The organism is Ornatilinea apprima, from assembly GCF_001306115.1.
Lineage (GTDB): Bacteria > Chloroflexota > Anaerolineae > Anaerolineales > Anaerolineaceae > Ornatilinea > Ornatilinea apprima.
Genome location: NZ_LGCL01000002.1, coordinates 221,486 through 236,821 on the forward strand (window position 1 = coordinate 221,486; position 15,336 = coordinate 236,821).

Sequence of the window (15,336 nt, forward strand, 5' to 3'; positions counted from 1 at the left end):
GCCCATTTTTTATTACCGCCAAAAAGTTACTCTATTACCGGTTTTTGCTTTCTTTTTCAACTGCGATGACTTCGCGACCCTGGTAGAATCCACAACTGGGGCACACGGTATGCGGAAGACGCATTTCGCCGCAGTTGCTGCACGCTACAAGGTTCACGGATTTCAAAGCGTCGTGTGCACGTCGGCGGTCGCGACGTCCTTTAGACAATTTCCTTTTAGGAAGAGGTGCCATTTTAATTACTCCTGTCAGTATACCTGTTGCCGCGAAGGCTGAATTTTCTCTATTTCTAAAGCCAACGAATTATACTTAACACCCACCCATTATGTCAAGATATGCGCATGAACCAAATTCCACCTGACTCCATATCCCATCACTGGCTTGCCTCCTTTCTGCGGGTATTTTTCCAGTGGTTATATCATCCATTTGCATGGATGTACGACGCTGTCGCGGCAATCGTCTCCTTTGGGGAGTGGCAGCGCTGGGGACAAAGCGTTCTTCCTTACATGAAAGGCAACCACATTCTTGAACTTGGACACGGACCGGGGCACCTGGCAGCCAAAATCGTGCAAAACCAAAATGTTTTCTATACCGGCCTGGATGAAAGCGCGCAGATGTCAAAATTAGCCAGAAGAAACAATCTCTTCTCTCCACATGCCAGCCGGATCGCGTGGGTGCGCGGAATATCCCAGCACACGCCCTTTGCCCCCTGCCAGTTTGACACCATCGTCGCCACCTTTCCCACCGAGTATATCTTTCACCCCGCCACGCTCGAGAATTGCGCCCGCATATTAAAAGCCGACGGATCCATGGTTATCTTGCTGGCTGTGGATTTTGAAAAGACCTCGCTCAGAGGTGTCATTCTGAAATGAATTTACACCTTCTTTGGCCAGTCCACTCCAGGCCCGGAGGTCCTAGAAAAGATTTACCAGCGATTCTATTCCGCCGGTCTGGTCGCTGCGCTGGAATGGGTGAAAGCAGGCCACTGCGCGTTTCTGATCCTTCAAGCCAAACATAGCCCAAAGAAAAACTCAATCAAAATTGCTGGCTCCAAAGGCCCGAATTTGTATTAAAATCTAGGCATGGAAATTCAAATTGCTGTGGCAAAAACCAAAAAATACGGATCGCTTGAAAGCGGCGACACCCTGGAAATCATTGAACGCCCCACTGGCGGCCTTTCCGCTGTGATGGCGGATGCCCAATTGTCTGGCAAAGAAGGGAAGGCGCTATCCAGCATGGTTGTCCGCAAGGTGATTTCCCTGCTGGCTGAAGGTGTCCGCGATGGCGCCGCATCCCGCGCCGCATCAGACCATCTCTTTACCGAACGCGGCGGCGGCCAGCCCGTCTGCCTCAACATCCTCTCAGCCGACCTGGAAACCAATACGATTGTCATCTCACGCAATAACCCCACCCCCATGTTTATCGCCCAGCGCGATCGGGTTGAGGTATTGAACGCCGAATCAGAAGCGATTGGGGCCTCACGCTCTGTCAAGCCCACTATTTCCGAGATCCCCCTGGAACCTAACACACTGGTGGTGATGTATACCGATGGGCTGCTCAAAGCCGGCGCCCTCACCAGCGAATCGGTCGACATCTGCACTTTACTGGAATCTTTTCTGGAAGAACAAGACCCTTCCCCCCAGTTAATAGCCGATACCATCCTGGCACAGGCCATTCGCCTGGATCAAAACCGCCCATCAGAAGACATGAGCCTGGTTGTGATGCGCGTAGTTCCCCAAGCTACGGATCAAATTCGCCGCATGTGTGTCAGCATGCCGGTTTTGAAAAATCAAAACGATTAACCCAATTAAGCTCCACTCGCCCTGCTTCGGCAGGGCATTTTTTATGCGCCTAATCAATTTTGCGGTATAATGTGCCCTGCGCCAGCCATCAACTGGCTGGTATTTGTTTGTTCTTTGGAGGCTAGACACGCATGAATCAACGCATTGTGAGACTTGTTCTGATTCTCCTGTTGATCGGTTTGGTTATTTGGATCGATCTTCCCACCAATCCAGGTATTAAAATCGGAGATTTCAGCCGGAATCTGGATACTGTTCTCGGCCTTGACCTTCAGGGCGGTATGCAGGTACTGCTTGAAGTCGACAAACCCGAAGATTACGTGGCAACTGAACAGGAAATGGCGGATGCCCGCGCGATTTTTGAAAACCGCAGCAACGGCCTGGGCGTATCCGAAGTGTCCTTCCAGGTCGCTGGTACGCGCCGCATAGTCGGAGAGTTCCCCGGGTTGGTCAACACGGACGAGGTCATCGCCGTTTTGAAAGAAACCGGCCAGTTGGAATTTGTCGATATGGGTTCCACCCCATTACCGGCAGGAACCGTCATTAAAACCGACCTGGATGCGCTCATTCCAGAAAACCCGATTGAATCAGATAATCTGGAAGACAAAGTCTGGCACACTGTAATGACTGGTGACATGCTGAAAACCGTTGCGGTTACTGCCAATCAGCTTGGCCAGCCGGAAGTTGCCTTTGAACTGAAGCCAGAAGGCGCCGTTATCTTCAAAGATCACACCAGCCAGAATCAGGGCAAATATTTGGCGATTGTTCTGGATAAAACTGTCATCTCCACGCCGGTGATCAATGCCGTGATTGAAGATTCTGGTGTCATTCAGGGTCAATTCACCAACGAAGAAGCCAACAACCTGGCCATCCAACTGCGCTACGGTTCGCTTCCCATCCCCTTTAAGGTAGTTGAAAGCCGCGTGGTTGGTCCCACCCTGGGCGCAGACTCACTCAACAAATCGATTATCGCCGGCCTGATTGGCTTCGCCATCGTCGCCTTATTCATGGCCATTTACTACCGTCTACCCGGCGGTGTCGCGATCATCTCGATCATCACCTACGCATTAATTACCCTTGCCCTCTTCAAACTCATTCCGGTTACTCTCACGCTGCCTGGCGTCGCGGGCGTTTTGCTCTCGACCGGTGGCGCGCTGGATGCCAATATTCTCATTTTCGAACGCCTGAAAGAAGAACTGCGGGCAGGTCGGACCATCAAACAGGCATTAGACCTGGCCTGGAAGCGCGCCTGGCCCTCCATCCGCGACTCGAACTTCGCCACCATCATCACCAGCGTTATCCTCTTCTGGTTTGGTTCTGCTTTCGGCGCAACCATTGTCAAAGGATTTGCGCTGACACTGGCAATTGGTGTCGCGGTCAGTCTTTTCTGCGCCATCGTGGTAACCCGCACCTTGCTTAACGAAACCATCAACCTGACCAAACCAAAAGACATTGGTAAATGGTTTGGGGCTTAATGAGGAGTTGATATGTTGGATATTCTTGGAAAACGTTATTTATATTTCGCCCTTTCGCTGGTGCTGATCGTTCCCGGCTTGCTCATTCTGCTGCTGGGCGGCGGAATGAATATGTCGATCGACTTTACCGGCGGCAGCCTGCTGGAAGTCCGCTTCGACTCCGGAACTGCTCCTCAACCCGCCGATGTCATTGCGCTATACAATGAAATGGGCATCACCGATGTAACCGTCAAAACCAGCGGCACGGATGCGCTTCTCATCCAATCAACTTTTATTGATGATGAAACTCGGATCGCCCTGATGGACAAGATGGAAACACAATTCAACGACACCATCACGTTGTTGCAGTATGATTCGGTCGGTCCTTCCATTGGTCAAGAAGTAACCAGCCGCGCTGGTCTGGCCATCGCGGTGGCTGCCTTGGGCGTGATCATCTACATTTCGCTGGCCTTCCGAGGTGTGGCAAATGCGTTCCGCTATGGCGTATGCGCCATTCTCGCAATGATCCACGATGTCTTGATTGTTGTCAGCCTGGCTGCCATCGGTGGAAAATTCTTCGGCTGGCAGTTCGATTCCCTCACGCTTACCGCCCTGCTGACTGTGATTGGCTTTTCCGTTCAAGATAAAATTGTGGTGTTCGACCGTATTCGGGAGAACTCTGCTATCTTCCGCAAGATTAGTTTTGAAACACTGGCCAACCACTCGATTATTCAATCGCTGGGCCGCTCAATCAATACCCAACTGATGACATCAGAGTTCATGCTGCTGGCCTTGGCGCTGTTTGGCGGCGTTACCCTGCGCGAATTTGCTATTATCCTGCTGGTTGGTCTGCTGAGCGGTACCTACTCTTCCATTTTCATTGCCGCTCCCACTTTGGTTATCTGGGAAAACAAAGAATGGAAGACCTGGTTCAAAAAAGGGAATACCAGCGCAGCCTGATCCATTCAGTTCGATTGAACGATTAAGAAAACGACACAAAAGAGGTTCTGTCTCATTTTTTGAGCAGAACCTCTTTTCGATTTAGGGACAAACCTCATTAGCCATACAGAAAATTTCTTGTAGAATAAATATCAGGTATCACTGCTTCTGCCATTCTGATAACCCATCCTGATCCGAAATAGTCTGGAGAGAAGAATTATGCGTAAAGAAGTGGTTTTAATCACCGGCGCGAATGGAGAAATTGGCCATGGTCTGATCCATCACCTTAGCAAGCATCGCGACGTCATGATCGTTGCGCTGGATGTTCAACCCCTCGACGAAAAGCTGACTCACCATTGTCACCGCTTTATCCAGGGGGATATTCTTGATCAAATGTTATTGGGACGCCTGGTAGTTGAATACGAAATCCGCACCATTTATCACCTCGCTTCCATCCTTTCAACCAAAGCGGAGTATAACCCCGAAACTGCCCACCGCATTAACGTTGAAGGCACGCTCAACCTGCTCAGGCTGGCTGTGGAACAATCGCAGTGGCAGGGACGGCCGGTGAAATTCATGTACCCCAGCTCCATTGCTGCCTATGGTATCCCAAACTTGCAGTGCAAAGAGGCTGCCGGGCGCGTAAAAGAAGATGAATGGCTGGCCCCGGTCACCATGTATGGCTGCAACAAGCTCTACTGTGAGCATTTAGGCCGCTACTATTCGCGCCATTACCGCCAGTTAGCTGCAGACAGCGGCCAGGCGACCATAGACTTTCGCTGCATCCGCTTTCCAGGTCTGATCAGCGCCTATACAATTCCCACCGGCGGCACCAGCGACTACGCGCCTGAAATGCTGCACGCCGCGGCTCAAAACGAGGACTACGACTGCTTTGTCCGTGAAGATACACGCCTTCCATTTATGGCCATGCCCGATGCGATTAAATCGCTCTTGATGCTGGAGGAGGCGCCAAGAGAATCCCTCTCCCAGTTGATCTACAATGTAACCAGTTTTAACCCAACCGCGCGAGAAATTGCTGAAATTGTAAAAGGCGCATTTCCGCAATCACAAATCCGTTTTCGCCCCCACCCCAGCCGACAGCGCATCGTTGACTCGTGGCCTGCCGATGTAAATGACGACGCGGCTCAAAAAGACTGGGGGTGGAAACCAGATTATAACCAGGAAAACGCTTTTCAAGAATATCTGATTCCCGTGATTCAAAAAAGATACGCATGACCACCAGAAAGGAAACATTGTGTACAACAATCTCTCTGCTCAACGATATAAGATACAGCCGGATGAAAAAGTCTCAAATGTGATTGCCTACACGAATTCCGGCCTGTTCTGGGGGGAAATTATCCTTAAAGAGCAGCTCCGCGTCAGCACCTGGTTGCGAACCGCTGCCGCCCCAGACCGTGTGTGCATGTTCAACGCGCGCATGATTCAGGTTCAGCCAAACGGCAAAGCCACACCCATTCTCTTTCCCGAATTGTATATTCCCACCTCTGAGATCCTGGTTTTTCACCTCGTTCCACCCGATTCAGACCCGCTGGACTACGACCCATCGGAACCGAACCGCAAGATGGAGCCCATCACCGTGATGACCGCCCATTACCGCCTGGATGCTACCATCCGCATCGCCAGCATCACCAACCTGGCCCGGTTTCTGGATGTGGTAAAAGAACCATTCACCGCTCTTTACAACGTGGAGATCACCTGCCCCATCATGCCTGCCTTGGGGTGCATGAAGGTGCCTTACGCAATAGCGCGCCAGCAAACGGCCATCTTCACCTACCGTAATTAACTCGTCTTCCATCAAAAGCTCCACATGGTCAAAAATGTGGAGCTTTATTTATAAAATTCATATATTCATGGTTTATTGTTATTCTTGGAATATTTATTATTAAGGAGAAGAAAATGGTTGAACCGCAATCTGCCAATCGTTCCATTCCATTCAAAGCTGAAACCATTCAGCTATTAAATATCCTGATCCATTCGCTGTATAATGATCGCGAAGTCTTCTTGCGTGAGCTGATTTCAAACGCCTCAGACGCACTAACCCGCTTAAATTTTGAACTGCTGACCAACCGCGAAGTTTTCGAGGCCGAAGCGGAACCCAAGATCCACATTCGCACCTACCCCGATGAAAAGCTCCTGGTGATCACCGATTCGGGAATTGGGATGAATGAAGCTGAATTAATCGAGAATTTGGGCACCATTGCGCAATCGGGTGCGCGATCCTTCATCCAGGCGGCTCAAGAGAAAAATGCCCACCTATCCGATATCATCGGACAATTTGGAGTCGGATTCTATTCATCGTTTATGGTCGCGGAATGGATTCAAGTAACCTCTCGCTCATACCGTATTGAGGATTCAGCAGCCACCTGGTTTTCAGAAGGCGCCGGCACGTTTAATATAGAGCCGGCCGAATACGAACATCGCGGCACGCAAGTGAAAATCAAACTGAAAGAGGACGCGGCAGAATTCCTGGAAGAATTTCGGCTTCGCGAAATCATCCGCAAGCACTCCGATTTCATACCATATCCAATTTACCTGAATGAAGGCGAGGAAAAGGTCAACCAGCAAACAGCCTTGTGGCGCCAGTCGCCGCAGGAAGTTGAAGAGACCCAGTTGGAAGACTTCTATCGCCAATACACACTGGATTTTGAAAAACCCCTGCTGCATCTCCACATGGCTGTGGACGCTCCGCTGCAGATGTACGCTCTTCTCTTTGTCCCCGCCAACCCCGAACGGAACATTTTCTCACCGCGTAAGCAAGATGGCCTTAAGCTCTACGCCCGTAAAATTCTCATCCAGGAATACACGCAAGATCTGCTGCCCAAATCCCTGCGGTTTATTCAGGGCGTGGTTGATTCAGAGGACCTGCCCTTAAATGTCTCGCGTGAATCGGTCCAATCCACCCGGCTGATGGCACAACTGAAAAAGTTGATCACCAACCGCCTGATCGACACCTTCTCTCGGCTGGCAAAAGAGAAACCCGAAGAATACGCAAAATTCTGGAAAACATATTCGGTCTTCATCAAAGAGGGCATTGCCACCGATGAAGAATATTACGAACAGTTTATGCCGCTGCTGCGCTACCATTCCCTCAAGAACACCACCGAATGGATCAGTTTGGACGACTATATTGAATCAAAACCGGTAGACCAGCAAAAAATCTACTACATCCTTGGTGACGATGAACGCTCCATCATCAACAGCCCGCATCTGGAAGTATACAAAAAACGCAACCTGGATGTGCTTTTATTCACCGATCCAGTTGATCCATTTGTGCTAATGCGTGCAAAAAAGTATAAAGACATTGAGTTGGTCAACGCGGCTACAGAAAAACTCGACGCATCTGAATCCCAGGCCGAAGACGCAGAGCAAGAGAAACCGGAAACGCAGGAGAAGATTCATACTGTGATCTCCAGGATGAAAACCGTTTTGGGCGAGAAAATATCCGATGTGCGCGTTACTCATCAGCTCGTGCAGTCGCCTGCCCGCCTGATAGACGCCGAAGGAGCACTCACACCGGAATTGCAGCGCGTGTACAAGATGATGGACAAAGAAGTTGAGACCCCAGCCAGAATTCTGGAAATCAACCCCAATCATCCCATCATTCAAAAACTGGCCGAAGTTTCGGAGAGCGAAGAAATTGGCAAAGCGGTTATTGCTCAGATTTATGAAAATGCATTACTTATCGAAGGGCTGCACCCCGACCCAGCCGGGATGATTGAACGCATCCAAAAAATTATGCAGTCAGCGCTGGAATAAGAAACGAATTCGTCACGCAAGATCCGGTAGTCTACTATATAATCAAAGTAACTACCGGATCTTTGTTTTTTTTATTTTTTTTTATAACAGCAAAGAGGTTTTTTCATGGCAAAGAAAACCGTTGGCACGATCGATCTTGAATGGATTTGCCCGAATTGTAACAATCGAAACCCAGGACCTCAGAAAACGTGCCTGTCCTGTGGAGCCGCCCAACCCGCCGACGTCGAATTTATCCTACCCGAACGCCAGGAAATTTCCACCGACCAACAGAAATTGGAAGCGGCTAAAAAAGGCCCAGACATTCATTGCCCTTATTGCGGCGCGCGCAATCCGCAAGGCGCCGAAATTTGCACACAATGCGGCGGAGATTTGACACAAGGTGTAAAGCGCACCAGTGGACAGGTCATTGGGGCCTATTCCAATGCGCTCAAAAAAGAAATCCTTTGCCCCGCGTGCGGGCAGCCCAACGCGGTTGATCAGCTTAAATGCGCTAACTGCGGCGCACCGCTAAAACCCGCTGAACAGATCGCGACGCCAAAACCGCAGGCGGCGCCAGTCAAAGCGAACCCTTTCTTCATCGGCTGTGGAGTTATCTTGCTCCTTGCCATGATTATCGGAATGTTCTTGATCTTTGGCCGCCGTGAGGACCTGACCGGCCGGGTAACCGGCGCAGAATGGCAGCGCGCCATTCTGGTAGAAGAATTTGGCCCCGTAACCCGGCAGGACTGGCAGGACAAAGTCCCCGTGGAAGCATCAAACCTGCGCTGTGAAACCCGCTTCCGCACATCCTCGAATGAGTACGTTCCCGGCGCTGAAGAAGTCTGCGGAACCGCATATATCGTTGATTCCGGCACCGGTCAGGGCGAGGTAGTGCAAGATTGTGTCTATAACATATATGATGATTACTGCTCATACGAGATCAACGAATGGCATTCAGGCAGCCCGGTTGAATTGTCGGGACGAGACTATAATCCCATTTGGCCCAATCCCCAATTGAGTGCTGACCAGCGCCTGGGAGAACGTTCTGCCAGTTACACCATTTTTTTTGAAGCGGATGGTGAAAAATACACTTATCGAACTTCCGATGAACGCCTCTTCCAGGCCTGCCAACCGGGCACGCGCTGGGTATTGACGGTTAACCCATCTTTGGGTTCCATTATTTCCATCCAGCCGGCGGATTAGCTTTTGACCACAATGCTGGGTGAAAAAAGTGCCAGGCCAATCAAATATTGGATGCTGATTGTCTTGAAATGTCTGATCAAGGCTGCTTCCATGGTAACAAATGACCCGCGCAGGTTAGGAAAAATATCACCTTACAATCAGGTATATTGAGGTATACTATTGTATTGTGCGCTTGGTACGGCATCTGTCTTTATTTTTTGAATATCTCAACGAGTAAAAATCAGGAGGTAATAAAAGTGGAAAGTCGCAAGCAGCTTGATAGTCTCTTCAAGCCGGATTCAATCGCAGTCATTGGTGCTTCCAACACACCCGGGAAAATCGGGCATTCGGTTGTCAAGAATTTAATCGAGAGCAAGTTCCAGGGCAAAATCTATCCCATCAACCCCAAAGAAGACGAAATTCAGGGCATCAAAGCCTACCCCACCGTAGCAGACGTTCCGGGTTCGATTGACACCGCTGTCGTCACCGTGCCTGCCAAATTCGTTCTGGGTGTTACCGAAGAATGCGGAAAAAAGGGAATTCAGAGCCTCATCATCATTACCTCCGGTTTTAGCGAAGTTGGAAACCGCGAGCTGGAACAGCAAATTGTGGATATGGCCAACAGCTACCACATGCGCATTTTGGGACCCAACATCGTGGGCGTGCTGTCCAACTCGAACAAGATGAACGCCTCTTTTGCGCCCTTCCTCCCGCTTTCCGGTAAAGCCTCGCTTGTTTCACAAAGCGGTGCGCTGTTGATTGCCATGGATGCCTCCACCTATACCCGCCGGATTGGCTTTGAAAAACTGATCTCCATCGGGAATATGTCCGACGTCAGCATTGGCGATACCGTGGAATGGCTTAGCGAAGATCCTGAAACCACCTGTATTTCCCTCTACATCGAAGGCATCAAAGACGGCCGCCAGTTCATGGATGTGAGCCGCAAAGCCACCAAACCGATCATCGCCCTCAAATCTGGCGTATCAGCTCACGGAGCCGCCGCTGCCGCATCCCATACCGGTTCGCTGGCTGGCGCTGCTGCTGTGTACGGTGCTGCATTCCAACAGGCGGGCGTTGTTCAAGCCTCAGACCTCGACAACCTCTTCGACCGCGCACTTGCACTTTCGCTCCAACCAGCCCTCAAAGGCGACAATCTCCTGATCATCACCAATGGCGGCGGTGTGGGTGTATTGGCAACCGACGCGGCGGAACGCTTCGGCATTCCCCTCAAATTTGCTCCCAAAGAAGTGCAAGATGAATTAAAGAAACACATGCCCGATTTCGGGTCTGCCAAGAACCCGGTAGACATCACCGGTATGGCTGGCACCGAATGGTATGTGGAATCTTTCCGCTATGCGTTATCCCACCCGTGGACAGATGGTGTTGTCGTGCTCTATTGCGAAACCGCCGTTTCCAACCCGCTGGAAATCGCTCAGGGCATCAAACAGGCAATGGATGAGTCAGGTATCACCGATAAACCGGTCTGCATCTCTTACGTTGGCGGCGAACGCTCTGAAGAGGCGATGCGCTGGCTGGTTGAAAACGGAATTCCTGCTTACGGTGCGCCCGATGTCGCCATCAACGCGATGGCTGCCTTGCGCGAATACGCGGAAATGCGCTCCATGATGGCGGAAGATGGATCTACTGACGTGAAAGTTGACCGCGAAAAAGCGCTCAAGATTATTGCCGACGCCCGCGCTGACGGCCGCGACAGCCTGACCGAGATAGAAGCCAAGCAGGTTTTTGCCGCATACAACCTCCCGGTAACCACCACCCTCCTGTCCAAAACCGAAGATGAAGCCGTGAAACTGGCCAAAGAAGTGGGCTTCCCGGTCGTCATGAAAATCGTCTCCCCCGACATCCTGCACAAATCCGATGCGGGCGGTGTTAAAGTTAACATCAAAGACGAAGCCGGCGTGCGCGATGCCTATCAGACCATTCTGAAGAACGCTAAAGCCTACAAGGCCGAAGCCAATATTCACGGTATTGCCATTCAAGAAATGGCTCCCTGGGGCACTGAAGTGATCCTGGGCTCCGTCAACGACGGCACCTTTGGCCCAACCATGATGTTTGGCCTGGGCGGCATCTTTGTGGAAGTCCTCAAAGACGTTACCTTCCGCGTCGCTCCCGTAACCAAAGGCCAGGCCGAGCGCATGCTGGGTGAGATTCGCGGCGCGCCCATTTTGGCTGGTGTTCGCGGCGAAGCCCCGCGCGACAAGAAAGCCATGGCCGAAGTGGTTACCCTGTACTCGAAGATGATCGTGGACCTTGCCAGCGAAATCAGCGAAACCGATGCCAACCCCGTATTGGTGTATGAAGAAGGCAAAGGCGTCAAAGTGGTCGACGCCCGCGTGATTCTCAAGAAGAAATAACCCACCCTTTCAGAAGTTCAAAGAACCACCTCCAATGAGGTGGTTCTTTCCTATCCGGTCAAACGAACAGCCTCGTACGATCACCGCTCAAATACCATAGAGGTCAGACATGAACCTTCTGGTTTTCAATTGTGGAAGTTCTTCCCTCAACTACAAAGTATTTTCTGGAGACTCCAACAGCACCGCCCAAATCACCGCGAAAGGCAAGGCTCACCGTGTTGGAGTCAAAGGGAGCGATCCTTCCTTCATCGAACATCATCTATCCAACCAAACTGTGAAAGAAACTCAGCCACTGGAAACGCACGCGCAGGCTGCTGAACGCGTGCTGCAGAACTTACGTGACCATCAGATACCCATTGACGCGGTTGGCCATCGCTTTGTCCACGGAGGAGCGTATTTCAAAGAATCAGCATTGCTCACCGAAGACACCCTCGCCCGCCTGACTGAATGTCTTCCGCTGGCGCCCATCCACAATCCAAATTCAATGTCGGTCATCTACACCTGTCTGGAACATCAACCGGGCTGCCCGCAATATGTTACCTTCGATACCGCTTTCCATGCCGCTTTGCCGCCCGAAGCATATACCTATGCCGTTCCACAATCCATTCGAGACACGCATACCTACCGTAGGTTTGGGTTTCACGGTCTCTCCTACCATTTTGTAACCCAGGCAGCCGGTCCTTTCTTAGAAACCCCGTTTTCAGAATCTAAAATCATCGCCTGCCATCTCGGCACCGGTGGATCCAGCGCAGTGGCGCTGAAAAATGGTGTTCCCCTGGATACCTCGATGGGCTTCACCCCTCTTCCCGGCTTGATTATGAGCACGCGCACAGGCGACCTGGATGCCCAAATTCCAATTCAATTACTCAAAGAAGGAAAATCGCCGAAAGAAATCGAGACCTTGTTAAACAAGAAAAGCGGCTTGTTGGGTATCTCGCAGTTTTCAAGCGACCTCAGGGACATTCTCGCCAGGGTTGAGCAAGACCCCAACGCCCACCTGGCTTTTGAAATGGCGGTGCACCGCCTGGTGAAATACATTGGTGCCTATGCGGTACTGCTGGGAGGGCTGGACGCACTGATTTTCACCGATGACATCGGCTTATGGAGCTGGCAACTCCGCGAATCCGTGTGCCAGGGCCTCACCTGGTGCGGAATCGCCATTGACCCCACAGCCAACCGCGAGGCGCCGTATGACCGCATCACCCCCATTGAGGCCCCAGACAGCCGCGCGCGCGTGTTGGTCATTCCCACCGATGAGGAATGGGTAATTGGTCAGGAAGGATTCGCATTGCTTCAGGAGGGACGTCATGCTTATCATTAATATTCACCCCACAGAAACTGCATGGTCATTCGTCGACGATACGGCAAGTACCTGTTCAATTCATCATTACAGCAAGCCCATCCCCATGGAAACCATCCGTCAAGAATCACGCATTCTTTATCTCATCTCACCTGGTCAGAATGACCTACAACTCGCGCCAGAGGAACAGCGAACAGTCTCGCAGCAAGCCCCTCACATTCAAACCATTTTCCGGGATTGTCTGCGCGCGAATCCACGGGCGGATCACCGCTTATTGAGCGAAAATCGCTTTTACCAGAACCTTCCCCCCCTGAGTACGCGCTACGCCCTGCCCGCTGATTTGGCGACCCGGTTTCAACGCGCCGGCCGGGATGCACTTACCCACCAATGGGCATGGATAAAAGCCAAATCGATCCTGCCGGAAGTCAAATCACTCATTTCCATTCATCTCAACTCTGCTCCCAATGCGGTTGCCATCAAAAACGGCCAGCCAGTCGATCTTTCCGCAGGGTTCAGCCAGATGGACGGGCTGCCCGGTTTTCACTCTTGTGGAGAAATCGACCCGTCCTTGTGCCTGACGCTTTCAGAAAAAGGAGAACCGCCCGCAGCCATTGAGCACCTACTGGCTGCGCAGTCAGGACTTTCCAGTGTATCGCCGGAGCTAGCCAGTTTTTCGCAGATTTTTGAGCAACCCGAATCGCTGGCTTCAAAAGTCCTCAGCCATCAGTTGAAGAAAACGATCGGCGGCATGGCCTCGGCACTCAACGCCCTCGAAGCGATCGTTTTTTCCGGTGAAATCACCCCTGCCCTTACCGCCTGGCTGGTTGATCTGCTGGAACCGCTCACTGCCTTCGGATTTATTCCCACCTCGACAATTTCTTGCGAATCAATCACCCGCCTCAATTCACCAGCAAGCCGCATTCAAGTCTTTTTAATGGAAGATACACCCTGGAAAATTGCGTATGAAATGTTCAGTCAGGCGCAACCGCTCCAAAGCTAGCAGGATGGTATTGCGCTCAAAAATCCCGCCGATTTATGAGTGTGCCCATTTTCTTGACAACCCACCTTATCTATGTTAACTTATTGAGGACATCTATAAACATCTTGTCTTGAAATGCTGATAATCACATGAATGGTTTCAATTTTGAAGTCGACAAAACCAGCGCGGTTCCGATCTATTCTCAAATCACCAGTTGGATTGAGTCAAAAGTAACCACTGGGGAATGGCCTCCCAATTACCGCCTGCCAGGTGAAATAGAACTGGCGCGAATGTTGGAGGTCAGCCGCGGATCACTGCGCAAGGCCATCTCACAACTAATCAAAAAGAACTTGCTGGTTCAGATTCACGGTCGCGGCACGTTTGTTTCTCCGTTTGTATTTGAACAATCCTGGTCAGGCAACCTGATGGGAGTGTCTGAAGAATTGCTGTTATTGGGCATTCCCTTTGAAACCGAAGTGCTCGAGCAGAATATTATTCCCGCGCCCGCCAATATTGCCGACGCGCTAAATCTCAACCCTGGCGAACCCGTTTTTTATCTCAAGCGACTGCGCCGGGTGGAAGGTTCCCCGCTCGTTCTTCATGAAAACTTCTTCTCTGGCAAGAAATATCACGAACTGCTGGGAGAGGACTTCACCAAAGACTCACTCATGGAAACCCTCGAGAAGCGGTATAACATATCAATTGCGTGGGCATCTCACACGATTGCCGTGGTGCGGGCGAATGCTTCCTTATCAGACGCTTTGAAAGTGCCGCTCAGCGATCCGCTTCTATACAATGAGCACATCCTTTTTGATAGTGAGGAAAATCCAGTCAACCTGGCCAGAAGCTGGTACCGTGCTGATCGGTATCGCATGCGGACCATTGTTCACCGGCGGCCAAATGAAACTTTCTACGCCAGCCTGAAACGCGAAATCAGTCCCGCGAATCAAACCCAGCCCGGCGCCGAGACTAAGGCCGCGTTGGATATCAAAGACCTTTTAACACCCAACCGTATTCGCACGCGTGTATACGCGGAAGATGCGGACGATGCCATCCGCATTGCAGGCCGGTTAATGGTCGACTCGCGAGCGGTGGAAGAACGGTACATCGAAAGCATGTTGAGCATGGCCAAACAGCTGGGACCGTATATTGTCATTTCACCAGGGGTCGCCATTCCACACGCCCGACCAGAAGATGGTGTCCTGCGACCCTGCCTCTCTCTGATCACGCTGGACCCACCAGTCAACTTTGGAAATACCGAGAACGATCCGGTTTCCATCGTTCTGGCCATCGCCGCGGTGGATGATAGCCAGCATATCCACGGTTTGCGCCTGGTTGCCCGGCTCCTCTCAGATGATATCAAACGAGCCAAAATTCTCAAAGCGAAATCCCGCGAAGATATTCTCTTATTGCTCGAAGAGTAACAAAAAGGGGCTGTCCAAAAAGTAGAGGACAGCCCCTTTACATTTTTAAAAAGCAATGATTCAATAAAGGAATGAGAAGAAAACAAGCCCACCCCGTGTTTAAGCCCTATGTAATGAACCAGGTAGCGCTGCT

At 51.1% G+C, this 15,336-nt stretch carries 13 protein-coding genes; 12 read left to right on the forward strand and 1 reads right to left on the reverse strand.

All coding sequences use genetic code 11. The features are described from left to right. Positions 1–34: 34 nt before the first annotated feature. Complete coding sequence (gene rpmF, locus ADN00_RS00970) at positions 35–232, reverse strand: 50S ribosomal protein L32 (protein ID WP_075061077.1); 198 nt, start codon at positions 230–232, stop codon at positions 35–37. A gap of 107 nt (positions 233–339) precedes the next feature. Here rpmF and ADN00_RS00975 point away from each other — a divergent pair, with 107 nt between their 5' ends. The 12 genes from ADN00_RS00975 to ADN00_RS01030 all read left to right on the forward strand — a co-directional run bounded on the left by ADN00_RS00975 (position 340) and on the right by ADN00_RS01030 (position 15,203). After that, positions 340–870, forward strand: coding sequence for a class I SAM-dependent methyltransferase (locus tag ADN00_RS00975; RefSeq protein ID WP_075061078.1), 531 nt, complete (start codon positions 340–342; stop codon positions 868–870). A 228-nt stretch (positions 871–1,098) separates the two neighbouring features. Next, positions 1,099–1,800, forward strand: a complete 702-nt coding sequence (locus ADN00_RS00980; protein WP_160317447.1) for a PP2C family protein-serine/threonine phosphatase — start codon at positions 1,099–1,101, stop codon at positions 1,798–1,800. 131 nt (positions 1,801–1,931) lie between these two features. Further along, on the forward strand, positions 1,932–3,272 hold the full coding sequence (gene secD / locus ADN00_RS00985) for a protein translocase subunit SecD (protein WP_075061080.1): 1,341 nt from the start codon (positions 1,932–1,934) through the stop codon (positions 3,270–3,272). Positions 3,273–3,284: 12 nt separating this feature from the next. After that, the gene (gene secF / locus ADN00_RS00990) at positions 3,285–4,211 is read left to right on the forward strand and encodes a protein translocase subunit SecF (RefSeq protein ID WP_075061081.1); all 927 of its coding nucleotides are present in this window, start codon (positions 3,285–3,287) and stop codon (positions 4,209–4,211) included. Positions 4,212–4,409: 198 nt separating this feature from the next. Beyond that, the gene (locus ADN00_RS00995) at positions 4,410–5,426 is read left to right on the forward strand and encodes an NAD-dependent epimerase/dehydratase family protein (RefSeq protein WP_075061082.1); all 1,017 of its coding nucleotides are present in this window, start codon (positions 4,410–4,412) and stop codon (positions 5,424–5,426) included. Between the two features lie 19 nt (positions 5,427–5,445). Next, positions 5,446–5,994: a hypothetical protein gene (locus tag ADN00_RS01000; RefSeq protein WP_075061083.1), complete on the forward strand. Its 549-nt coding sequence runs from the start codon at positions 5,446–5,448 to the stop codon at positions 5,992–5,994. Between the two features lie 113 nt (positions 5,995–6,107). Further along, the gene (htpG, locus tag ADN00_RS01005; RefSeq protein ID WP_075061084.1) at positions 6,108–7,967 is read left to right on the forward strand and encodes a molecular chaperone HtpG; all 1,860 of its coding nucleotides are present in this window, start codon (positions 6,108–6,110) and stop codon (positions 7,965–7,967) included. 105 nt (positions 7,968–8,072) lie between these two features. Beyond that, positions 8,073–9,149 (forward strand): zinc ribbon domain-containing protein, encoded by a 1,077-nt coding sequence (locus ADN00_RS01010; protein ID WP_075061085.1) that lies wholly within the window; start codon positions 8,073–8,075, stop codon positions 9,147–9,149. Positions 9,150–9,385: 236 nt separating this feature from the next. After that, positions 9,386–11,500: an acetate--CoA ligase family protein gene (locus ADN00_RS20460; RefSeq protein WP_075061086.1), complete on the forward strand. Its 2,115-nt coding sequence runs from the start codon at positions 9,386–9,388 to the stop codon at positions 11,498–11,500. 109 nt (positions 11,501–11,609) lie between these two features. After that, complete coding sequence (locus ADN00_RS01020; protein WP_075061087.1) at positions 11,610–12,821, forward strand: acetate/propionate family kinase; 1,212 nt, start codon at positions 11,610–11,612, stop codon at positions 12,819–12,821. Beyond that, complete coding sequence (locus ADN00_RS01025) at positions 12,808–13,800, forward strand: acetate and sugar kinases/Hsc70/actin family protein (protein ID WP_075061088.1); 993 nt, start codon at positions 12,808–12,810, stop codon at positions 13,798–13,800. Before ADN00_RS01020 ends, ADN00_RS01025 begins: the two co-directional genes overlap by 14 nt. A gap of 128 nt (positions 13,801–13,928) precedes the next feature. Continuing rightward, a complete protein-coding gene (locus ADN00_RS01030; RefSeq protein ID WP_075061089.1) occupies positions 13,929–15,203 on the forward strand; it encodes a UTRA domain-containing protein in 1,275 nt (424 codons plus the stop codon). Positions 15,204–15,336: the final 133 nt, after the last annotated feature.

Coding starts and splice junctions, on each gene's coding strand:
- ADN00_RS01020 (WP_075061087.1), top strand. CDS start 11,610: ATGAACCTTCTGGTTTTCAATTGTGGAAGTTCTTCCCTCAACTACAAA.
- secF (WP_075061081.1), top strand. CDS start 3,285: ATGTTGGATATTCTTGGAAAACGTTATTTATATTTCGCCCTTTCGCTG.
- secD (WP_075061080.1), top strand. CDS start 1,932: ATGAATCAACGCATTGTGAGACTTGTTCTGATTCTCCTGTTGATCGGT.
- htpG (WP_075061084.1), top strand. CDS start 6,108: ATGGTTGAACCGCAATCTGCCAATCGTTCCATTCCATTCAAAGCTGAA.
- ADN00_RS01025 (WP_075061088.1), top strand. CDS start 12,808: ATGCTTATCATTAATATTCACCCCACAGAAACTGCATGGTCATTCGTC.
- ADN00_RS00975 (WP_075061078.1), top strand. CDS start 340: ATGAACCAAATTCCACCTGACTCCATATCCCATCACTGGCTTGCCTCC.
- rpmF (WP_075061077.1), bottom strand. CDS start 232: ATGGCACCTCTTCCTAAAAGGAAATTGTCTAAAGGACGTCGCGACCGC.
- ADN00_RS00995 (WP_075061082.1), top strand. CDS start 4,410: ATGCGTAAAGAAGTGGTTTTAATCACCGGCGCGAATGGAGAAATTGGC.
- ADN00_RS01030 (WP_075061089.1), top strand. CDS start 13,929: ATGAATGGTTTCAATTTTGAAGTCGACAAAACCAGCGCGGTTCCGATC.
- ADN00_RS01010 (WP_075061085.1), top strand. CDS start 8,073: ATGGCAAAGAAAACCGTTGGCACGATCGATCTTGAATGGATTTGCCCG.